This is a genomic window from Micrococcus cohnii, from assembly GCF_014205175.1.
GTDB lineage: Bacteria > Actinomycetota > Actinomycetes > Actinomycetales > Micrococcaceae > Micrococcus > Micrococcus cohnii.
The window spans coordinates 816,999-838,829 of record NZ_JACHNA010000001.1 but is presented as its reverse complement, the minus strand read 5'-3'; the positions used below and the strand labels follow the sequence as shown (position 1 = coordinate 838,829).

Genomic DNA, 21,831 nt, shown 5'->3' with positions numbered 1-21,831 from the left:
CGCGGCCGTTCACCGGGCCCCGTCGCCGGTGCGGGGGTCGCGGCGGGGTGGGGTCGCCATGGACCCGTGGGCCGCCACCACGTCGGCCAGATCCGCCAGCCCACGGCCAGCGAGGGTGTCCCACTGCACGGTGCCGGCGTCAGGGTCCAGCGCGAGCACTGAGGGCACGGCGGCGGTGGGCAGCCCGGCCGCGGTCGCCGCGGCGACGCCGACCGGAGAGTCCTCGACGGCCGCACAGCGCTGCAGCGACAGGTCGGGACGCAGCTGGCGCAGTCGCGAGAGCCCCAGCCGGTAGGCCTCGGGATCGGGCTTGCCACGAGAGACCTCGTCGCCGCTGACGACGATCCGCAGGGAACCGGCGGGCGCGTGCTCAGCCAGCACGCGCGCCAGGGGTGCGTGCGACATCGTCACGAGCGCTCCTGGGACCCCCGCAGCCGCTTGGTCCTGCAGCAGTTCGAGTGCCCCGGGACGCCACGGCACGGCACGGCGCACCGCCTGGATCACGTGGGAGATCGTCACGTCGATGATGCGTTCCACCGGCAGGTCCACGCCGGCTGCCTGGAGGCGGCGGGCGCCCACGTCGAGCGCCTGCCCCACCAGGGACTCGGCCAGCTGCTGCGTCCAGGTGCCGCCATGGTCGGCCACCAGCTCACGCTGCGCCTCGTTCCACAGCGGCTCGGTGTCCACAAGCGTGCCGTCCATGTCCCACAGGACGGCGTCGGGAAGGCGAGGCTGCGGCGAAGCGGGCATGAGGCCATCCTATCGGCGAGGTCCGGGTCTAGGGTGGCGAGCATGAGTGATCTGGAGCCCAGGCAGCGGCCTGACGACGTGCTCGGTCCCCTCCGGGCGTATCTCACCGCGACCGTCGACGAGGTGGACGCGGGCGTCCGTGCACCACGCGTGATGCTGCTGGCCTTCGAGGGGTGGAACGACGCCGGCCACGCCGCCAGCGGGGCTCTCGAGACCCTGCGCGAGCAGTGGGAGGCGCCCCGGACCCAGACGCTGTGCACGGGCGAGTACTACGACTTCCAGGTGACTCGCCCGGTCGTGCACCGCGATGCGGACGGACTGGGGACGATCGACTGGCCGTGCGTGAACGTGCACGAGGCGCACCTCGATGCCCGGGGACGGCCCGTGAGCCCGGACGCGGCGGACCCGGCAGGGTTGCACGTGCGCCTGTGCACCGGGGTGGAGCCGAACGTCGGGTGGCGCTCATTCACTGACGAACTGCTCGGCGCCGCACGGTCGTGGGGGGTGGACGCCATCGTGACGGTCGGCTCCCTGCTCGCCGATGTCCCGCACACACGGCCGTTGCCGGCGCAGTTGTCATCGGCGCAGGTCGACCTGCGCGTCGCGGTGGACGCGGAGCAGCCCACCTATGAAGGGCCCACCGGCATCATCGGCGTCGTCGCGGAGACGGCGGCGCGGGCGGGCTTCCCGACCCTGGCGCTGTGGACCGCGGTGCCGCACTACGTGGCGCAGTCGCCCTCGCCCAAGGCGCTGCTCGCGCTCGTGCAGGCCCATCAGGACCTGCTGAACGTGCAGGTCAACACCCGTGAGCTCGAAGCGGAGGTCGACAGCTGGCAGCGAGGCGTGGATGAGGCGGCCGAGAGCGACGCGGACATCGCGGCGTACGTGCGGCAGCTCGAGGAGGCCTTCGACGCGCAGGAGATGCCCGAGGCCTCCGGCGACGCGATCGCCCGGGAGTTCGAACGCTATCTGCGCGGGCGCCGCAGCACGTGAGCCCGGCAGACGCCTGTCGGCTCAGCGCAAGCGCAGCCCGAGCAGCGCGTCGACGACCTCGGTGACTCCGGCGGCGTCCGCCCCCGCAGGGAGAGCATCGGTGCCCGGTCCGCTGCCCTCGGCGTGGCCCTGCTGGGCCGTCCGGGCCTGGGCCTGGTCGGCCCACCGGTCGAGCGCGGCCAGCGCAGCGGGCGCGTCGAGGTCGCGGCTCAGCGCCTCGACGATCTGCCGCCGCAACGACTCGGCGTCCTCCGGACGCTCGGCTGCCAGGGCCTGCCGCCAGGCCGCGACGCGGGCCTGCGCACGCTCGAGCACCTGAGCGGACCAGTCCCAGTCGGAGCGGTAGTGGTGGTCGAGCAGACCGGCGCGAATCGCCACCGGGTCCACACCCGCCGCTCGCAGCCGGGAGACGAGTTCCAGATTGCCCAGCGACTTGGACATCTTCTGCCCGTCAAGGCCCACCATCCCCGAATGCGTGTAGGTCAGCGCAAGCGGGGCGTCGTCCAGCCCCGTGGCATGCGCCGCAGAGAACTCGTGATGCGGGAACCGCAGGTCCGAGCCGCCTGCCTGCACCGTGAACGGTGCCGGCAGCGTCGACCGGGCGATCACGGAGCACTCGACATGCCAGCCCGGACGTCCCGCACCGAGCGTGCCGCCGTCCCACGACGGCTCGCCGTCACGGGCGGCACGCCACAGCAGCGGGTCGAACGGATCCCGCTTGCCCGCACGATCAGGGTCCCCGCCGCGTTCGGCGAAGAACCGACGCATCTCGTCCTCGTCGTGCGCCCCGATCGCGCCGAGGCGCCAGGGGGTCTGGCGTTCGGCGGCGCGGGTGTCGAAGTACACGTCCCCGTCCGGCTCGCCGTCGCCGCCCGGCACCCGATAGCCCAGGCCGCGCTCGACGAGCGCCTCGACGGCGGCCACGATCGCGGGCACCGTCTCCGACACGCTCAGGTAGTGGTGCGGGGCGAGGACGTTGAGCGCCTGCATGTCCGTGCGGAACAGGTCCGTCTGCTCGCGGGCCAGATCGTCCCAGGCGACCCCGGACGCGTCAGCCCGTTCCAGCAGCGGGTCGTCGACGTCGGTGACGTTCTGTGTGTAGGCCACCTCGAGGCCCGCGGCGAGCCAATAGCGGTGCAGCAGATCGAAGGCCACGTAGGTGTTCGCGTGTCCCAGGTGCGTCGCGTCGTACGGGGTGATGCCGCAGACGTACAACGAGGCCGAGTCGGCGTCATTGCCCGGGTGGCGCGTGGTCCCCGTCGAGGTGTCGAACAGCTCCAGGCGATCGTCGTGAGGGCGGATACGCGGCGGGGCGGGGTCGGTCCACGAGTGCATGACGGTGTTCGGATCCTCTCGAGACGGCGGGGACGCGGGGCGGGTCGATGGGGTCAGGTCAGTGTGCCGGACGCGGCCGCGCCGTGCCCGGCGCGGCGGGCCGGGAGTCGGCGGTCACACGGCACGCTCAGGCGGTGATCATGCCGGTGCCGAGCATCACGTAGAGCGCCAGGCCCAGGACGATGCGGTACCAGACGAACGGCATGTACGAGTTGGAGGAGATGAACTTCATCAGCCATGCGATGACCGCGTAGCCGACGCCGAAGGCGATGACGGTCGCCAGCAGCGTTTCGCCCATTCCATACGGGGCGGCCTCGGCCGCGCCGCTGTCCGTGAGCGCCTTGGCCAGCTTGTACAGGCCGGAGGCGAACACGGCCGGCACGGCGAGCAGGAACGCGTAGCGGGTGGCGGCCTCACGGGTGTATCCCATGGCCAGACCGGCGGTGATCGTGCCGCCGGAACGAGAGACGCCGGGGATCAGGGCCAGAGCCTGCGCGAAGCCGTACAGAATGCCGTGCTTGACGGTCAGCTCCTTGAGCGGACGGTGCTGGCGACCCTTCTTGTCCGCCACGGCGAGCAGGATCGCGAAGACGATGAGCATCGTCGCTGTGATCCACAGGGAGCGGAACTCGGAGTCGATCCAGTCCTCGAGCAGCAGGCCGAGAATCGCGATGGGCAACGAGCCGATGATGATCAGCCAGCCCATGCGCACGTCTGGGTCCGAGTGCGGCAGCTTGCCGAGGCATGCCTGGAACCAGCGCGCGATGATCCGTGAGATGTCCTGCCAGAAGTAGATGAGCACCGCCAGTTCGGTGCCCAGCTGCGTGATGGCCGTGAATGCGGCCCCGGGATCGTCTCCCGAGGGCAAGAACTCGCCGACGATGCGCAGATGCGCGGACGAGGAAATGGGCAGGAACTCTGTCAGGCCCTGGACCAGGCCGAGGATGATTGCTTCGATCCAACTCACGACGGGTCACTGTACGGCACGGGTCGGGGTTCCGCCTGGACGTGCCGACCCGCCCCGGGCGCGGATCGGTTCGACGCCGGCTCAGTCGTCGTCGAGGTCCTCGTCCTCGTCGTCCTCGAACACGTCGAGCGGCGTGACCTCACCGGTCGCATCATAGAGGGCGTCCTCATAGGCCTCGAAGGCGTCGGCGATCGAGAAGAACGCGGCTTCGACGGTGGGATCGTCCTCCCCGCGGCTGTTCTGCGCCGCGACGAGGTGTTCGGTCAGGGCGGCCTGCAGGGCCTCGAGGGCGACACGCGGATCTGTGCTCATGGGTTCACCGTACTCCGCACCGCCCGGCCCCACCAGACCCCGCCCGACCGCGCCGGTCGCCCGGGGGCCGTTCGGGCGGCGCCCCGTGGCTCCAGGCGCGCAGGCGAGGACGGTCGGTCAGGCTTCCGCACGCGGTTCGAGCATGCGCTCGAGCACCCGGCATCCGAACTCGAGGGCGTCGACCGGCACACGCTCATCGATGCCGTGGAACAGCGAGGTGAACTCGAGCTCCGGCGGCAGGCGCAACGGGGAGAACCCGTAGCCGGTGATCCCGAGCCGCGAGAGCGACTTGTTGTCCGTGCCTCCGCCGAGCATGAACGGCAGCACCTCGGCCTCCGGGTCCTCGGCACGCAGGGCGGTCACCATGAGCTCGACCAGATCGCCGGAGAACGGCGTCTCGAGCCCCACATCGCGATGCTCCGGCTCGACCGTCACGTGCTCCCCCGCCAGCTCGGCGACGGTCGCCAGCGCCTCCTGCTCCGATCCGGGCAGCAGGCGCATGTCGACGGTCCCCGTCGCGGTGGACGGGATGACGTTGTGCTTGTACCCGGCGGTCAGGCCCGTCGGGTTCGTGGAGGTCCGCAGCGTCCCGGCGACCCAGCTCATGGCATGTCCGAGCTGTTCGAGCTGCGGCGTGGGGTCCGCCTCGTCGAACACGGTTCCGGTCAGTTCGGCCACCTGCTCCAGGAGCATGCGGGTCGTCTTGGTGTATTCCAGCGGCCACTGATGGGTGCCGATGCGATGCATCGCCGCCGCCAGATGGGTCACCGCGTTGTCCGGGTGCTGAGCCGAACCGTGGCCGGGCCGGTCCACGGCGGTGAGATTCAGCCACGCCAGGCCCTTCTCCGCGGTCTGCACCAGGTAGGCGCGAGCGTCGCCCACCTGGGTGGAGAAGCCACCGACCTCACTGATCGCTTCGGTGCAGCCGTCGAACACCTCGGGGTGGTTGTCCACGATCCACTGAGCGCCGTAGACGCCGCCGGCCTCCTCGTCAGCGAAGAACGCGACGGTCAGGGGACGCCGCGGGCGCTGTCCGGTGCGCGCCAGGTGCAGCAGCGTCGAGAGGATCATGGCGTCCATGCCCTTCATGTCGACGGCGCCGCGGCCCCAGATCATGCCGTCCTTCATCTCGGCGCTGAAGGGGTCGACACTCCACTCCTCGGCCTCGGCCGGCACGACGTCGGTGTGTCCGTGCAATACCAGGCCGGGGGCGTCGGGGTCCCAGCCGGGCAGATGCCCGATCACGGACACCCGGCCCGGGGAGGACTCGAAGAATCGGGGGCGCATGCCCGCCTGACGCATCCAGCGCGCGCAGTAGTCGGCCGCCTCGGGCTCGCCGACCGAGACGTTGCCGCCGCGGTTGGTGGTGTCGATGCGGATCAGCTCGCGGCAGAGGCGGACGACGTCGGCTGCGGGACCGCCGGACGCGCTCGCCGGATCCGTGTCGGTGACGCCCCGCGGGGCGCCCTGGTCGGTGACGCGGTTCTCATCCATGCTGATTAGGCTATCCCCGAACGCGTGTGCTAGTCTTCTCGAGTTGCCTTTCGAGAGGCGAGCGGTCTGGACCGCACGTCAGCTCGGAGCAGCGTGATGAGCGCGAGTGGCGGAATTGGTAGACGCGCAGCGTTGAGGTCGCTGTGCCCGTTAAGGGCGTGGGGGTTCAAGTCCCCCCTCGCGCACCGCTCATCGACGAAGGCCCCGGTCGTTTCCCCTCAGGAACCGCCGGGGCCTTCGTCCGTTTCGGCTGAGTCCGCATCGGTACGACGGCCCCGCCTAGAGTGTGTCTCGACGCGCCGGTCCGATCCGGTGCCGCGACCGCATCGTCCCAGGAGGATCACGGTGAGCATCCCGCAGCATGCCTCGGAACCCGCCTTGCATCGGCTCGCCCGGCTCCACGGCGTCCAGCCCGTCTACGACGACCAGCACGGGGTGCCCACCACGGTCGCCGACGCGGCCCTGCTGCGGGTGCTGGCTGCCCTCGACGTGGACGTGTCCGCGCCCGCGGCGGATCCGCGTCGGCCCGTTGTCGACCCCGCCCGAGTCGAGGCGGCGATCACGGCGGCCGAGGATGCGCTGTGGACTCGACGCATCGCGCCCACCGTGGTCTGCGTGCAGGGCCAGCAATCGTGTGTGCAGATCCACGTGGCCGCGTCGGAGGCGGCTTATGTCCGGGCGCACCTGAGCCTCGAGGGACACAGCGCCGCACGCCCGCTCCCCGTCGGCGCCGCCACAGTCGCGGCACCGACAGGCTCGCCGTCCCCGGCCGACCCCGTCGACCGGCACGAGTCGGCGACGACCCGCACGGTGGACGGCGTGGAGCGCGTGCGCCTGTCGGTCACGGTGCCCGACGATGTGCCCAGCGGTGTCCACACGCTCGTGGTCCGGGTGTGCCCGCCGGGCCGCCCCGAGGACCAGGCGCACAGCACGCTGCTGTGCTCGCCACCGCGCCTGACCACTGCCGACGCTTTCCTCGACCGCCGCGGCTGGGGTGTGGCCGCGCAGCTGTACTCGGTCACCTCGAGCGATGCGCACGGGCACGGCTCGTGGGGTCACGGAGATCTGGCCGACGCCGGCTCCCTCGCGGAACACGCGGCACAGCACGGAGCGGACTTCCTGCTGGTGAACCCCCTGCACGCGACGGACCCGGGCCAGGCGCCCGGCCAGGCTCCCGTGGACTCTCCCTACTCCCCCGTGAGCCGCCGATTCCTCAACACCGGCTACGTGCGGGTCCGCGACATCCCGGAGTTCCAGAGGCTGCCGCACCACGAGCAGGCGCGGCTGCACCGCGTCGGTGCGGACCTGCAGGCCAGGCTCGAGCAGACCGGGCGCATCGATCGCGCGGCTACCGAACCCGCCCAGGCGGCCGCGCTGGCCCTGGTGTGGGCCCAGGGGCGGTCAGCTGATCGAGAGACGACGTTCCGACGGTTCTGCCGAGACCAGGGCCCGGACCTCGACGAGTTCGCCCGGTGGTGCGCGCACCGTCCGGGCGCGCATCCGGATCCGGAGTTCCACCGCTGGTGTCAGTGGATCGCCGACGAGCAGCTGGCCTCGGTCCAGGAACGCGCGCGAGCGGCCGGGATGCGTCTGGGGCTCATGCTGGACCTGGCCGTCGGGGCAGACCGCCATGCGGCGGACCTCGCGCTGCTCGGGGACCAGCTGGTCAGGAGCATGTCGGTGGGCGCACCGCCGGATATGTACAACCAGCTCGGTCAGGACTGGTCACAGCATCCGTGGCACCCTCGCGTGCTGGCCGAGCACGGCTATGCCGGCCTGCGGCAGATGTTCGCCGCCGTCATGCGCCACTGCGGAGCGCTTCGGATCGACCATGTGCTTGGCCTGTTCCGGCTCTGGTGGGTGCCCGAGGGCTCCCCGGCGCACGAGGGCGCCTACGTCCGCTACGACCACGAGGCGATGCTGGCGTGCCTGCTGATCGAAGCCGACCGGGCCGGGGTCGTCGTCATCGGCGAGGACCTGGGCACCTTCGAGCCCTGGGTGCAGCGCCGCCTGAGCGAGGCCGGGGTGCTCGGCACCTCGATCCTCTGGTTCGAACAGGACGAGGCCGGGCCCCGCTCCCCCGCCCGGTATCGACGACTGTGCCTGGCCGCCGTCACGACGCATGATCTTCCTCCCACGGCTGGCTTCCTCACCGGAGCGCATCTTCGACTGCGCGAACGGCTGGGGCTGGTCACCGCGGACGCCGCAGCCGAACGTCGGTCGCACGCGCAGACGGTGGCCGCGTTCCTCGAGGCGGCGGGAACCTCGGCCCAGGACGGCACCATCGAGCAGGTCGACGGACTGCATCGGCTGCTCTGCCGGGCGCCCTCCGCCCTGCACCAGGTGGCGCTGGTGGACGCGGTCGGGGACATCCGCATCCAGAATCAGCCGGGCACGACGCAGGAGCAGCACCCGAACTGGACGGCCGCCCTCGCCGATCCCGACGGTCAGGTCGTCACCCTCGAACGGCTGAGCGGACGCCGGGGCGGCACGAAGGTCGCCGACCGGGCCGCACGCCTGTTCGACACCGTCGACACGGCGCTGAGGGCGCCCCGCGTCGGGATCGCGGTGAGCTATCACACTGACCCGCTCGACCAGCCCGGCCGCGGCGACGCCGGCGGCATGAACACCTACGTGCGGCACGCCGCCCGTGCGGCCGCAGAGGCGGGTCTGCGCATGCTCGTGTTCACCCGCTCGTCCACGGGACGGGCGCACGTGCGCGAGCCGGAGCAGATGCCGGGGGTGAGCGTCGTCGCCCTGCCCGTGGGACCGACAGGCCCCGCCGACAAGGACCAGCTGGCCGCGGGGGCCGAGCAGTTCGCCCGAGCCTGCCTCGACTGGCTGCGCGCCACGCCCGTCTCCGGGCGTCCGCTGGGCCCGGGCGAGGTGTGCTTCGTGCACGGCCACTACTGGATGTCTGCCCCCGCCGCACGACAGATCGCCGCGGCACTGTCCGCGCCCTGGTGGCACACGATGCACACGATCGCCGCCGTGAAGATCGCCCAGGACGCGCAGGCCCATGAGCCGGAGCTGCGCCTGAGCACCGAGCGCGCGATCGCCCGCGACGCCGCTCGCCTGATCGCCAACTCCCCCGGTGAGGCGCAGGTGATCGTCGACACTCTCGGCGCGGACCCCGACCGCGTCGAGGCGATCGCACCGGGGGTGGACACCGGCACCTTCACTCCCGACGGTCACCAGCACTGGCCCGGGACCGAGGACCCGACCCAGCCGCTGCGAGTGCTCTTCGCCGGCCGGCTGCAGCGGCACAAAGGTCCGCACGTGCTGGTCGCGGCGCTGGGGCTGCTGCGACGCCGCGCCCGGCAGCGGGGACAGGACGATCCCGGCCTCGTGCTGCACATCAATGGCGAGCGGTCCGGTCCCGAGGAGCTGGATATCCTCGCTCTCGCCGACGCCGAGGGCGTCGCGGACCTGGTGAGCACGAGCACCCCGGTGCCGGCGTCGAGCCTGGCCGCCCAGTTCCGCGCCGCCGACGTCGTGGCCATGCCGAGTTTCTCCGAGACCTACGGGCTCGTGGCGCTCGAGGCGCAGGCATGCGGCACCGCCGTGCTCGCCCACCGCGTCGGCGGCCTGATCCACGCGGTCGACGACGGCGTCAGCGGCCGCCTCGTGGACGAGAACTCCGCCGAGGCGTGGGCGGATGCGCTGGAGGGGGTTCTGGCCGATCGCGGCGCGTGGCGGGACCTGTCCGCTGGAGCGATCGCCCACGCGGCGGCCCATGACTGGAGTGAGTACGTCCGGCGCCTGCTGGGTGGGGACACCGGCTGCGACCGCCCGGTGACGGCGCCCTGATTCCTCGGCGCCCGGGCCGCCGCGGGCCTGGAACCGCGTCAGACGCGCAGCACGGACTCGTAGACCTCGAGGGTGCGGTCGGCGATGGTCTCCCAGGAGAAGTGCTCCACGGCCCGCTCGCGGCCGGCTCGCCCCATGCGCGTGGCCAGCTCCGGATCCTCCAGCACGCGCGTGAGCGCGGCAGCAAAGTCAGCGACGAACGCCGCCTCGTCCACGGGGGTGCCGGTCGCGTCATCGTGCTGCTCCATCGGCACCAGCAGGCCGGTGTCTTCGTGCAGCACGACCTCCGGGATGCCCCCGACGGCCGAGGCGACGACGGCGGTGCCGCAGGCCATCGCCTCAAGGTTGACGATGCCCAGCGGTTCGTAGATCGAAGGGCAGGCGAAGACGCTGGCCTGGCTCAGAATCTGCATGATATCGGCACGCGGCAGCATGCCCTCGATGACGACGACCCCCTCACGCTCACGGCGCAGCCGGTCGATCAGCGCACCGACCTCGGCCGCGAGCTCGGGGGTGTCCGGGGCACCGACGCACATCACCAGCTGCACCTCGGGCGGCAGCTGCAGCGCGGCCTTCAGCAGCAGCGGCACACCCTTCTGCCGGGTGATGCGACCGACGAACGCCACCGAGGGCTTGTCGGGGTCGACGCCGTGCTTGGCCAGCGCGTCGGTCTGCTCCTGCGGCGCCCACAGGTGCGTGTCGATGCCGTTGTGCACCGTGTGGACCGCGTCCGGGTCGAGGTCCGGGTAGACCTTGAGGATGTCGCGCCGCATGCCCTCGGAGACCGCGATGACGCCGTCGGCGCCGTGGTAGGCGGTGGACTCGGCCCAGGACGAGACCCGGTAGCCCCCGCCGAGCTGCTCGGCCTTCCACGGGCGCAGCGGCTCGAGGGAGTGGGCGGAGACGACATGCGGCACATTGTGCAGCAGTGCGCCGAGGTGACCGGCCATGTTGGCGTACCACGTGTGGGAATGGATCACGTCCGCCCCGGCGAGGGCCTCGAGCATCGTCAAATCGGTCGCCAGGGTCTGGACCGCCGGGTTGGCCTCGCCGAAGTCGGCCGGGGTGGCATGGCTGGTCACCTGCGCCCCGTGGAAGTCGGGCTCGCGGGGCTCGCCGAAGGCGTGGACGCGCACGTCGGCGCGGGAGGCGAGCACGCGCGTCAGCTCCGCGACGTGGACGCCAGCACCGCCGTAGACGGCCGGGGGGAACTCTTTGCTCACGATGTCGATGCGCACGCCCACAACCTAGTCGAGCGTCGGGGCCGTCGATAGTGTGGGAGCACCGGTGGGTCGGCGTGCCGGTGCCGACAGAACCGGACTCTGACAACCGGTGATGGAAATGGAGGACCGGATGGTCCAGAAGAAGGTCCTGTCAGTCGTGCTCGCCGGCGGCGAGGGCAAACGCCTCATGCCGCTGACCGCTGACCGCGCCAAGCCCGCGGTGCCCTTCGGCGGCACGTATCGGTTGATCGACTTCGCCCTGTCCAATCTGGTGAACTCCCGGCTGCGGGAGATCGTCGTGCTGACGCAGTACAAGTCGCACTCCCTCGACCGGCACATCTCCGAGACCTGGCGGATGTCCACCCTGCTCAACAACTACGTCGCCTCGGTGCCCGCACAGCAGCGCCGCGGCAAGGAGTGGTTCACGGGTAGCGCGGACGCGATCTATCAGTCGATGAACCTGATCCATGACGCCCGCCCGGACATCGTCGTGGTGATCGGCGCTGATCACGTCTACCACATGGACTTCCAGCAGATGATCGACCAGCACATCGAATCAGGAGCGTCCGCCTCGGTCGCCGCCGTCCGGCAGCCGCTGTCGATGTCCAGCTCGTTCGGCGTCATCGAGACCCGGCAGGACGATCCGCGTCGGATCGCGCGATTCGTCGAGAAGCCCGAGTCGACGCCGGGACTGCCGGACGCCCCGGACCAGTTCCTGGCCTCCATGGGCAACTACGTGTTCAATGCTGACGCCCTGGTCTCCGCGCTGAACGCGGACGCGGAGCGCGCCGACTCGGCACGGGACATGGGCGGGGACATCATCCCCGCATTCGTCGACGCCGGCGACTGCGCCGTCTACGACTTCACCGAGAACGAGGTCCCCGGTGCCGGCGGCAACTCGCACTACTGGCGGGACGTGGGCACCCTGGACTCCTACTACGACGCCCACATGGATCTGGTGCGTCCGGTGCCCGAGTTCAACATGTACAACAACGCGTGGCCGCTCTACACGCGTCAGTCCGTCTCCCCGCCGGCCAAGCTCGTACGCTCCTCGCGCGGCCGCGACGGTGCGGCCACGGACTCGATCCTGGCTCAGGGCGTCGTGATCTCGGGCGGGAGCGTGTCGGAATCGGTGGTCTCGACCGACTCGCGCGTCCATGACGGAGCCGTCGTGGAACGTTCCGTCCTGCTCGATTCGGTCGTCGTCTCCGAGGGCGCGACGGTGCGCAACGCGATTCTCGACAAGAACGTGGTGGTGCCGCCCGGAGCCCGGATCGGGGTCGACCGTGCTGAGGACGAGGCGCGCGGTTTCACCGTGACGGACTCGGGTCTGACGGTGTTGATGAAGAACCAGAACGTCCCCGAGCTCGCCTGAGCCCGGCTGCCCGCGTCGGCCGAGCGGTTCCCGCGCGGGTGTGCGGGTGTGACGGATCGCACGCTCGGTCGTAGACTGTCCCCTCGGCGCCGCGGCGCCGAGCCCGTCGTCGATCAGGAGCTGATGTGAGCCAGAACCCCGTGCCCTGCCCCGCCGAACTGGACCGGACCAATGTGACCCGGGCGGAGGCCGCGGCGCGCTCTGCGCTGCTGACGGTCCACTCCTATGAGGTCGACGTCGACGTGCGCGGCGCCACGGACCCCGCCCGAACAGGCTACCCGGTCACGACGACGGTGCGCTTCGACTGCGCCCAGCCCGGCGCCAGCACCCATCTGGACTACATCGCCGAGTCCGTCGACGCCGTCGAACTCAACGGTCGAGCGCTCGATGTGGCCGCCGTCGCGGGCGACGCGCGCATCCGCCTGGACGACCTCGAGGCGTCCAACACGGTCGTGGTGCGCGGCACCAGCGCCTACTCACGTTCCGGCGAGGGCATGCATCGGTTCGTGGACCCCGCCGACGGACAGACCTACCTGTACACGCAGTACGAGCCCGCGGACGCTCGGCGCGTCTTCCCCACCTTCGAGCAGCCAGATCTGAAGGGACACTTCGTCTTCGCGCTGAGTGGTCCGGCCGACTGGGTGCTCGCCTCGAACCGGCCCGAGAGCGCCCGTGAGGACCTGGGTGAGGGCCACGTGCGCGTGCGCTTCGAGCCCACGCTGCCGCAGTCCACGTACATCACCACGCTGCTGGCCGGCCCCTATACGCAGTGGGAGGACCGCTGGGGAGGCCACGCGGCCTCCGGCGCCGACGCCGTCGACCTGCGCCTGTTCACCCGAGCGACCATGGCCGAGCACTTCGACCCCGAACGGGTCTTCGCCGTCACCAAGGCCGGCCTGGACCACTTCCACGACCTGTTCGGCGTCCCCTATGAGTGGGGCAAGTACGACCAGGCATTCGTGCCCGAATACAACCTGGGTGCAATGGAGAACCCGGGCCTGGTCACGTTCACGGAGGACTTCGTCTTCACCTCGCGGGCCACGGCCGTGCAGTACGAGGGTCGGGCGAACGTGATCCTGCACGAGATGGCCCACATGTGGTTCGGCGATCTGGTGACCATGTCCTGGTGGGATGACCTCTGGCTCAAGGAGTCCTTCGCCGACTACATGGGCAGCCTCGGGGTGGACGAAGCGACCGAGTTCTCCTCGTCATGGGTTACCTTCGCCTCCCGCCGCAAGGCCTGGGCCTATGTGCAGGACCAGCTGCCGACCACCCACCCGATCGTGGCGGACATCGTCGACCTCGAGGCGGCCCGGCAGAACTTCGACGGCATCACCTACGCCAAAGGCGCCTCGGTGCTCAAGCAGCTGGCCGCCTTCGTGGGGCGCGAGGCGTTCCTCGATGCGGCCCGCCGGTACTTCCAGCGTCATGCCTGGGGCAATGCCGCGCTCGCGGACTTCATGGCGGCGCTGGCAGAGGCCTCCGGCCGGGACATGGACGCATGGGCGCAGGCCTGGCTGCACACGGCGGGAGTGCCGCGGCTCAGCGTGGAGGTCGGCGCACCGTCGCAGGACGGCCAGCCCGCGACGCCCGAGCTCGTGCACGAAGGCACGGACCCGGTCACGGGCGAGCAAGTGCTGCGCCCGCACGTGCTCAAGGTGGGCGTGTTCGAGCCCTCGGCCACCGGCGCCCTCGTGCGCACCGGGCAGACGGCGGTCGAGGTGCCCGCCGGTCAGGCGCGCACACCCCTGACCGAGCTCGAGGTGCCTGCCGCCGGGGTGCGCCTGGTCCTGCCCAACGATGAGGACCTGACCTACGCCAAGCTCGCCCTCGACGACGCGTCCCTGGACGCGGTGCTGACCCATCCGGTGGCCGATCCGCTGGCCCAGGCAACGGTGTGGGCCGCACTGTGGTCGATGGTCCGGGACGGAGAGCTCTCCGTGCGGGCGTTCATCCAGGCCGTCGGCCGGCTCGGGGCCTCCCTGCGCGAGCCCGGCGTGTACCAGATGGTCATGACGCAGGCGGTGTCGGCGATCGGGCTCTACGCCCACGTCGAGGACCGCGTACAGCTTCGCACCGAGCTCGCTGCCATGCTGGCCGGGCACCTGGAGCAGCTCGAGCCCGGCGGGGATCGGCAGCGCGCCGCTGCCCGGGTCCTCGCCCAGCTCGGCAGGGACGACGCGGACGTCGCCCGGCTCGCCGCCCGGGTGCTCGTGACCGACGCGGAGAACCGGGCCCCGCAGCTGCAAGTCGACCGGGAGATCCGGTGGCTCGTGCTGCAGGCGCGTGCCTCGACCGGGCTGGCGGACGCCGACGAGCTCGATGCCGAACTCGAGCGTGACCGCACCGCGCAGACCGTGCTCTGGCACACCGTGGCGGTGAACTCCCTGCCCGCTGAGAGCGTGGCCCGCGCCGCATGGCAGGCGGTCCTGTCCGGTGCGGACGCCTCCGGGACCGCCCTGTCCAACGATCTGCTCTCGGCGACTGCGGAGGGCTTCGGCACCGCCGATCGAGCCGTGAAGGACGCTCTGCTCCCCGAGTTCTGGCCGCAGCTCGAGCACGTGTGGGCCTCGCGCTCCAACGGTCTGGCCAGCCGCACGATCCTCGGCCTGTTCCCGGTACACCAGGACGCGCTCGACGGCGGCGAGGACGCTCAGCAGGCGCATCCCGCGCTGGCCGCGGCCCAGGGGTGGCTCGACGAGCATCCGGACGCACCCGGCGCGCTGCGTCGGGTGATGATTGAGCAGACCGACGCCCTGCGGCGCGCGCTGCGCGTGCAGTCACGTCAGCGCAGTCTGGAGCACTGACGCCCCGGGCGCGCCCGGCGCCGGTAGCCTCCGGGCCGGCGTCGTCAGGGCGCGGCAGCGTCAGGGCACGCGGGCGGTCCATGCGTCGGTCGAGAACTTCTCGGCGACGAGCCGCTCGGCCCGGCGCAGCGTGTCCGCATCGAGCTCGACGCGACGGGCGCCGTAGCGCTGTTCGAAGACGCCCATGAGGGTCTCCCAGATCTCGGCCCGGGAGACGCCGGTCTGGCGACGCAGCGGGTCGACGCGCTTCTTTGCGGACGCCACGCCCTTGCCGCGCAGCTTCTCCCGGCCGATGCGCAGCACCTGGGTCATCTTCTCCGCGTCGATGTCGTAGCTCATCGTCACGTGGTGCAGCAGCCCGGACTCCCCCACACGCTTCTGTGCGGCGCCGCCGATCTTGCCCTGATCGGTCGCGATGTCGTTGAGGGGCTGGTAGAAGGCCTGCACGCCGAGCCGCTCGAGGCCCTGCATGGTCCATTCGTCGAGGAACGGGTAGGTGTCCGCGGTCTCGAGCCCGTCGACGAGCGAGCGGGGCACGCAGAGCGAGTAGGTGACGCAGTTGTCCGCCTCCATGAACATGGCCCCGCCACCGGAAATCCGTCGGGAGACCGTCACGTCGTGGGCCTTGGCGGCCTGCGCGTCGACCTCGTTGGCCAGGGACTGGAACGCACCGATCACGACGGCCGGCTCGGTCCACTGCCACAGGCGCATCGTCGGGGCCCGGCGACCGGCGGCGACGTCCTCGGTGAGGATCTGGTCGAGGGCGACGTTCATGTGGATCGGCAGGGGCGTGGGCGGGACGATCTGCCACTGGTGGTCGTGCCAGGTGGTGGCCCGGCCGAGCGCGCGGCGCGTGGCCGTCGCGAGAGCCGCGGCGTCGAAGCCGAACATCTGGGCTTCGGGGCGCAGCCCGTGCTCCACAGCCTGTCGGATGCTCGCGTGCGAGGCGTCCTCGGGCAGCCCCTGCAGCGCGCGGTTCAGGTCCTGCAGTGCGTCGTCGGGCTCGAGGAAGAAGTCCCCGTTGACGGAGGCGGTCGCAATGCGCCCGTCGGTGAGGGTCAGGTCGACGGCCACGAGTTTGCCGCCGATCACCTTGTATTCGCCGTGATGAGTGCTCATCGACTCAGGCTACGCAGGCCAGTGCCCGGCCGCACGACTGCGGGCCCCATCCCTCGCGTGGAGGAATGGGGCCCGCATGCGGTGAGAGCGGCTCAGGCCGCTGCGATCACTTCTTGCCGCCGAAGCCCTTGAAGCGGGCGTTGAAGCGCTCGACGCGGCCTGCGGTGTCCATGATGCGCTGCTTGCCCGTGTAGAACGGGTGCGAGGCGGCCGAGATCTCGACGTCGATCACCGGGTAGGTGTTGCCGTCCTCCCACTCCATCGTCTTGTCGGAGTTCGCGGTGGTGCGGGTGAGGATCTTCTCGCCGGAGGCGAGGTCGTTGAAGATCACGTAGCGGTACTCGGGGTGCAGATCAGCCTTCATGGAAAGTCCTTCGTTTGTGCCCCTGGTTTTGGCCAGGGTGCGCGAGAGGTGAGGTCGTCGGCCCGGGACGCACGCGGGTCGCGGGTCTGGGCCGACGTCCCACTATAGCGGACGGGAGCGCATCTCCCACAGCGCCACGGCAGTCGCGGCCGCCACGTTGAGGGAGTCGACGCGCCGTCGCCTCACGGACGTCAGCTCTCGGACTCGTCACTCACTCCGGCGAGTCCGCGGAATCGCTCGAAGTACCGGGTCAGGGCGTCGACGACCCGTCGCTTCGTGTCGCCGTGGCCGGCGTCGCGGTTGAACCGGGATATGGGCGGCAGGATGCGTGTGATCTCGGTGCCCGTCGTGCGCAGCTGTCCGTCGCGGAACGCCGCATCGATGAACTCTCGGGTCGGGCCCGGCTTGAGATTCTCGGCCTTGATGATCTCTGTGAGCTCCGCGTCGCGTCGGGCCGCGACGAACACCTCCCATTCCTCGTCAACGTTGCCGACGAGTGAGACGGATTTGACGAAGTCCTCGACGAGGTCGCGCTTGCTGCGCAGACTGGGGCTCGCGTCCACGGCACGTGAGATCTCGGCGCGGATCTCCTTGTCCTGCCCGTCGCCGTGGTCGGCCTGGAGCTTGGCGACGAGCATGAGGATGTAGTCGACGTTGATCTCGACCTGTTTGACGAGTTCGATCTCGAACACGACGTCGTCGTTGATGCGCTCTTTGTCGCTGTGGCGTTCACGGGTGAACTCCTCGCGCAGGTGGAGGTAGATGCTCGTGTAGTCCTGCCGCTTCCGGTCGGTGAGCGGGTCGTTGCCGTCGAAATCGTCGAAGGACGTGAGGATGTTCCGCAGCCGCAGGATCGCGCCGAACAGCTGGATGAACTCCTTCTGGGCCTGCTCCCCCACGATCTGCTGTTCGACCGGAAAGCGCGTGAGCAGCTCGGTCGTCTTGTCGACGTACTCGCCGTAGTAGTCGCCGTAGGGCTTGAGCAGCACGACGCCGCGGGCCTCTTTGTTGCCGAACAGCTCGAGCGCCGCGTTCGTCTCCTCTTCGAGGTCGCGGAAGGAGACGATGTTGCCGTAGGTCTTTACCGAATTGAGGATTCGGTTGGTGCGGGAGTACGCCTGGATCAGGCCGTGGGAGCGGAGGTTCTTGTCGACGAACAGCGTGTTCAGCGTCGTGGCGTCGAAACCGGTGAGGAACATGTTCACGACGATGACCAGGTCGATCTCGCGGTTCTTCATCCGCTGGGACAGGTCCTTGTAGTAGTTCTGGAACTTGTCCGCGCTCGTGTCGTAGCTGGTGCCGAACATGTCGTTGTAGTCCTGGATCGCGTCTTCCAGGAACGAGCGACTATCGCTTGCGAGTCCGTAGGTGTCGAATGCCTCGTCGTCGAGAAGGCCGTCGGCCTCGTCCTCGTTCGCGCCGTAGCTGTAGATCAGGCCGATCTTCAGGCGCTTGTCCGGTGGGAGCTGCTCCATCTGCAGCTGGAACTGGTTGTAGTACCGGCGTGCGGCGGCGATCGAGTCGGTGGCGAACAGGGCGTTGAATCCGCGCACACGCTTCCGCTGTGTGAGGGCCTCCGCCTGACCTCGGTGTCGCACTGATGCGGCGACGTTCGTCACGACGCCGTGCTCGTAGCTCGACGACCGCTTTGTCTTCTGGTCGAAGTGCTCCAGGGTGTACGCCACGATGTTCTGGATTCGACGCACGTCCAGGAGCGCTTCCTCGCGGTCGATCGCCGCGACCTGCGCGTCGTCGGGGTTCCCGACTTTGAGGGTGTTGACGTAGTCGATGCGGAACGGCAAGACGTTCTTGTCTTGGATGGCGTCGACGATGGTGTAGGTGTGCAGCTTGTCGCCGAACGCCTGCTCGGTCGTGCGCAGCTGAGGGTTGCGACCGCTGCCGGCGTTCGCGGAGAAGATCGGTGTGCCGGTGAAGCCGAACAGGTTGTACCGCTTGAACGCGCGCGTGATGTCGGTGTGCATCTCACCGAACTGCGAGCGGTGGCATTCGTCGAAGATGATCACGGCGTGACCCGAGAACACCTCGTGCCCCTTGTTCGCCTTGATGAAGGTCGACAGCTTCTGGATGGTGGTGATGATGATTCGTGCGCCGGGGTCCTCGAGCTGCTTCTTCAGAATCGCCGTCGACGCGTTCGAGTTGGCCGCGCCCTTCTCGAACCGGTCGTACTCGCGCATCGTCTGGTAGTCGAGGTCCTTGCGGTCGACGACGAACAGCACTTTGTCGACGCTCGGCAGCTTGGAGGCCAGCTGGGCGGCTTTGAACGACGTCAGCGTCTTGCCGGAGCCGGTCGTGTGCCAGACGTATCCGCCGGCGTCGACGGTGCCGAGGGTCCGGTAGTTCATCGAGATCTGGATCTTCTGCAGGATCCGCTCGGTGGCCGCTATCTGGTACGGGCGCATCACGAGCAGGTCGCGGTCAGCGGTCAGCACGCAGTACTTCGTCAGGATGTTCAGCAGCGAGTGCTTGGCGAAGAACGTCTTGGTGAACGCGGTCAGCTCGGCGATTCTCTTGTTGTTCGCGTCCGCCCACCAGGAGGTGAACTCGAAGGCGTGGCTGGATTTTCTCTCTTTGTTGGCGTTGTTCGCGCCGGACGACTTCTGCTGCTCTTTGAGGTGCTTCGCGCGGGTGCTGTTGGAGTAGTACTTGGTGAGCGTGCCGTTGCTGATCACGAAGACCTGCACGTACTCGAACAGCCCGGACCCGGACCAGAAGCTCTCCCGCTGGTACCGCTGAATCTGATTGAACGCCTCACGGATCTCGGCGCCCCGGCGTTTCAGCTCGATGTGCACCATCGGCAGCCCGTTGACGAGCACGGTGACGTCGTAGCGGTTGGAGTGCTTCGCTCCGCCTTCGCCCTGACCGATCTCATATTGGTTGATGACCTGCAGACGGTTGTTGTGGATGTTCGTCTTGTCGATCAGGGAGATGTTCTTCGTCGAACCGTCCTCGCGCTTGAGAACCTGGACGTGGTCTTCCTGCACACGCACGGTCTTCTCGACGATGCCGTCGTTCTGGCTGGCGATCTTCGTGGCGAAGAACGTCTCCCATTCGGCGTCCGAGAACGTGATCCCGTTGAGGGCTTCGAGCTGGGCCCGCAGATTCGCGACCAGCTGCGCCTCGCTCGTGATGGGCAGGTACTCGTAGGCTTGCGACTCCAGCAGGCGGATCATCTCGCGCTCGAGAGCCGCCTCGGACTGATACGCATCAGCCTGCGACGGGTCGTGAACGTACTCCGCGACGACCGTACTCTCCAACGAGACAGCGATCGGATCGTACGTGCGCGCCAGCGCATCGCTCATGCCGTCAGCTCCTTGAACGTCAGGAGCCGGTCACGATAGTGCTCATACTGCTTGCGCCGGGCAGCGAGCTCAGCCGGGAGACCGATGCTGATGTCGTTGACAAGGGCGTCGAACTTATCGAGCACTTCGACGATCTGCTCCTTCACAGCCATCGGTGGATTCGGAATCGGAATCTTATTGAGATTCGCCTTGTTCAGTTTCGGCTGGGCCGCGCCAGATATGTACGGGGAAAGATCGATCGAATTCAAATAAAACTCGACAAAGCGCCGCTCGGCGTACGTGGTGAACTCCAAAACGTGGGCATGGTTATTCACCCAAGTTTTTCCTGAGACCGAGAACGCGATCGGAGTCGAGCGCGCAAGAAGATTCGCCCCGTCCTCCGACACCAGCAGGTAGTCCCCGTCGAAGATGTGCTCACTCACGTAGTCAACAATTCCGGACGCACCGTAATAGGGAATTTCACCGGGCACACGTGCGTCGCGGGTTACTGGCTTGCGACTACTGTCAAGGTTTTTCGCGAGATCGCCAAGTTTACTGATCGCCACGTCGGAGCCAAACGTCAGCGCGGCGTGGCGATAGTGCTCGTGCTGGGCGCGCCGGGCTCCCAGCTCCGCTTCCAGCTCCGCTTCCAGCTCCGCTTCCAGCTGGGTGAACTTATCCAACACTCGCACGATCTCGCGCTGCACCTCGAGGGGCGGCACCGGGATCCGGATCTTCTCCAGCGAAGCACCTGACACGCGACGCACCTTTGTTCCCGAGATGAAGCGCCGCTTCTGATCCTGAAACGACGTCGACTGGAAAAAATACGCCATGTACTTCGGATCGAGGTTGTGGCGATAGATGTAGGCGTCGCCGCTGAGGGCGACGCTGGTGTCGCCAAGCCACGCTGTCGCCTTTGCAACTGCATCGTCATCCTCACTCGTTGTGGCAATCAGCAGGTCGCCAGGCTGCGCATGACGAAGCTTCGCAGCGATTTCTGGATCAGTGAAGGACTTCGTCTCGGTCGCGTGAACGCCGTAGAAGGTGTGGATCTGCCCATAATGAACAGCAGGGAAACCTTCGTCACGCAAATCGGCCTTCTGAAGGCCAGTCCCCCGAACAAACTCCCCCACCTGGCCCAGAGTCTGGTGCTCGACCCCGTCCGGGCACAGGTCCCGAATGGGTTTGCCGATTCGGTTCATACGCTCTCCTCCGCACCCCACCCAAGCGCCGCCACGGCCCGGGCCAGCTCGCTCTTATTTCTGATGTTCTCGACGATCCCGATAACCAGACGTCGACATGGGCGATACTTACTCAGTGCCTCGCCTTCATCCGCAGAGCCATGCATGACATTACTGAGTTCACTAAATAGCTGATACCCATTACTCGAGAACTCATGCGGAACGATCCCACTCTTCTGATCGACTTCCTTTAGAATTTCCTTAAATGTGCGGCGCCCGCCCTTGCTGTTTTTCGTGTCGACTCCGACCGTGTTAGCCACCTGAGCTATAGAGATCTAAAATATTTTACGGAGGTAGACCATCGAGCCAGCGCCGAGTCGGCCGTCATATGCAATCTGTGCACGCTCTAACAGATCATCAATACTTGATGATGAATGTCCCGCATCATCCCTTCGATTCTCGCTAAAGCGTTCGAGATACATTTCAGGCGATGGAGCCAAGAGGTCATGGTTACTTCTCACTATGAACCAGGCTTCGGAGGTTGCCTCACACCCTGAGCAACGTAGTGGCACGTCAATGCTCAGAGCACGCTGACCTACAACGAGGCATGAAAGTTTATCGCCCGAAACAAAACTACGAATGTCTCGACAGTTAAGACATACGTGATTTCGCACCACTCGACCGACTGAGATCTCCTCGTGGTACCCCCAAGGCAATTCTTCGATGTCCTCGTCAGGGTCAGTATCCCATTCGACGGCCGATCCCCAAAAGCTCTCAACTTGCCGCGGCGTCGTGTCTGGAG

The 21,831-nt window shown here is 68.4% G+C and carries 15 protein-coding genes and 1 tRNA gene; 5 read left to right on the top strand and 11 right to left on the bottom strand.

Annotated features, from left to right (window positions below; genetic code table 11):
- Window positions 1–9 precede the first annotated feature (9 nt).
- Window positions 10–750 carry an HAD family hydrolase gene (locus HDA30_RS03905; RefSeq protein ID WP_184241160.1) on the bottom strand — a complete coding sequence of 247 codons (741 nt, stop codon included), beginning with the start codon at window positions 748–750 and terminating at the stop codon, window positions 10–12.
- A gap of 42 nt (window positions 751–792) precedes the next feature.
- On the opposite strand from HDA30_RS03905, the gene HDA30_RS03900 reads away from it, so the two are divergent.
- Window positions 793–1,743: a PAC2 family protein gene (locus HDA30_RS03900; RefSeq protein WP_184241159.1), complete on the top strand. Its 951-nt coding sequence runs from the start codon at window positions 793–795 to the stop codon at window positions 1,741–1,743.
- Between the two features lie 21 nt (window positions 1,744–1,764).
- Here HDA30_RS03900 and mshC read toward each other — a convergent pair whose 3' ends face one another.
- From mshC to HDA30_RS03880, 4 genes are all read right to left on the bottom strand, one after another.
- On the bottom strand, window positions 1,765–3,078 hold the full coding sequence (mshC, locus tag HDA30_RS03895) for a cysteine--1-D-myo-inosityl 2-amino-2-deoxy-alpha-D-glucopyranoside ligase (RefSeq protein ID WP_184241158.1): 1,314 nt from the start codon (window positions 3,076–3,078) through the stop codon (window positions 1,765–1,767).
- Between the two features lie 127 nt (window positions 3,079–3,205).
- Window positions 3,206–4,045 carry an undecaprenyl-diphosphate phosphatase gene (locus HDA30_RS03890; protein ID WP_184241157.1) on the bottom strand — a complete coding sequence of 280 codons (840 nt, stop codon included), beginning with the start codon at window positions 4,043–4,045 and terminating at the stop codon, window positions 3,206–3,208.
- A gap of 81 nt (window positions 4,046–4,126) precedes the next feature.
- Entirely contained in the window at window positions 4,127–4,357 is a 231-nt protein-coding gene (locus HDA30_RS03885) for a hypothetical protein (RefSeq protein ID WP_158495909.1), read from the bottom strand.
- A gap of 117 nt (window positions 4,358–4,474) precedes the next feature.
- Window positions 4,475–5,851, bottom strand: a complete 1,377-nt coding sequence (locus HDA30_RS03880) for a M20/M25/M40 family metallo-hydrolase (protein ID WP_184241156.1) — start codon at window positions 5,849–5,851, stop codon at window positions 4,475–4,477.
- A 100-nt stretch (window positions 5,852–5,951) separates the two neighbouring features.
- Here HDA30_RS03880 and HDA30_RS03875 point away from each other — a divergent pair.
- Window positions 5,952–6,036 (top strand) — tRNA-Leu (locus tag HDA30_RS03875).
- A gap of 160 nt (window positions 6,037–6,196) precedes the next feature.
- A complete protein-coding gene (locus tag HDA30_RS03870; protein WP_184241155.1) occupies window positions 6,197–9,661 on the top strand; it encodes a 4-alpha-glucanotransferase in 3,465 nt (1,154 codons plus the stop codon).
- A gap of 38 nt (window positions 9,662–9,699) precedes the next feature.
- Here HDA30_RS03870 and glgA read toward each other — a convergent pair whose 3' ends face one another.
- On the bottom strand, window positions 9,700–10,899 hold the full coding sequence (gene glgA, locus HDA30_RS03865) for a glycogen synthase (protein WP_184241154.1): 1,200 nt from the start codon (window positions 10,897–10,899) through the stop codon (window positions 9,700–9,702).
- Window positions 10,900–11,014: 115 nt separating this feature from the next.
- Here glgA and glgC point away from each other — a divergent pair, with 115 nt between their 5' ends.
- Together glgC and pepN are read left to right on the top strand one after the other, a co-directional pair.
- Window positions 11,015–12,259 carry a glucose-1-phosphate adenylyltransferase gene (glgC, locus tag HDA30_RS03860; RefSeq protein ID WP_184241153.1) on the top strand — a complete coding sequence of 415 codons (1,245 nt, stop codon included), beginning with the start codon at window positions 11,015–11,017 and terminating at the stop codon, window positions 12,257–12,259.
- A gap of 125 nt (window positions 12,260–12,384) precedes the next feature.
- Window positions 12,385–15,066 (top strand): aminopeptidase N, encoded by a 2,682-nt coding sequence (gene pepN, locus HDA30_RS03855; protein ID WP_343059292.1) that lies wholly within the window; start codon window positions 12,385–12,387, stop codon window positions 15,064–15,066.
- A 60-nt stretch (window positions 15,067–15,126) separates the two neighbouring features.
- Here the strand turns inward: pepN and lplB are convergent, their stop codons facing one another.
- From lplB to HDA30_RS03830, 5 genes are all read right to left on the bottom strand, one after another.
- Window positions 15,127–16,185, bottom strand: a complete 1,059-nt coding sequence (lplB, locus tag HDA30_RS03850; RefSeq protein ID WP_184241152.1) for a lipoate-protein ligase small subunit — start codon at window positions 16,183–16,185, stop codon at window positions 15,127–15,129.
- A gap of 106 nt (window positions 16,186–16,291) precedes the next feature.
- Window positions 16,292–16,549, bottom strand: coding sequence for a type B 50S ribosomal protein L31 (locus tag HDA30_RS03845; RefSeq protein ID WP_158495903.1), 258 nt, complete (start codon window positions 16,547–16,549; stop codon window positions 16,292–16,294).
- A gap of 191 nt (window positions 16,550–16,740) precedes the next feature.
- A complete protein-coding gene (locus tag HDA30_RS03840) occupies window positions 16,741–19,869 on the bottom strand; it encodes a type I restriction endonuclease subunit R (RefSeq protein WP_184241151.1) in 3,129 nt (1,042 codons plus the stop codon).
- Window positions 19,866–21,050 carry a restriction endonuclease subunit S gene (locus HDA30_RS03835; RefSeq protein ID WP_184241150.1) on the bottom strand — a complete coding sequence of 395 codons (1,185 nt, stop codon included), beginning with the start codon at window positions 21,048–21,050 and terminating at the stop codon, window positions 19,866–19,868. Before HDA30_RS03835 ends, HDA30_RS03840 begins: the two co-directional genes overlap by 4 nt.
- Window positions 21,047–21,349: a hypothetical protein gene (locus HDA30_RS03830; RefSeq protein WP_184241149.1), complete on the bottom strand. Its 303-nt coding sequence runs from the start codon at window positions 21,347–21,349 to the stop codon at window positions 21,047–21,049. The genes HDA30_RS03835 and HDA30_RS03830 overlap by 4 nt, the downstream gene beginning before the upstream one ends.
- Between the last annotated feature and the right edge of the window lie 482 nt (window positions 21,350–21,831).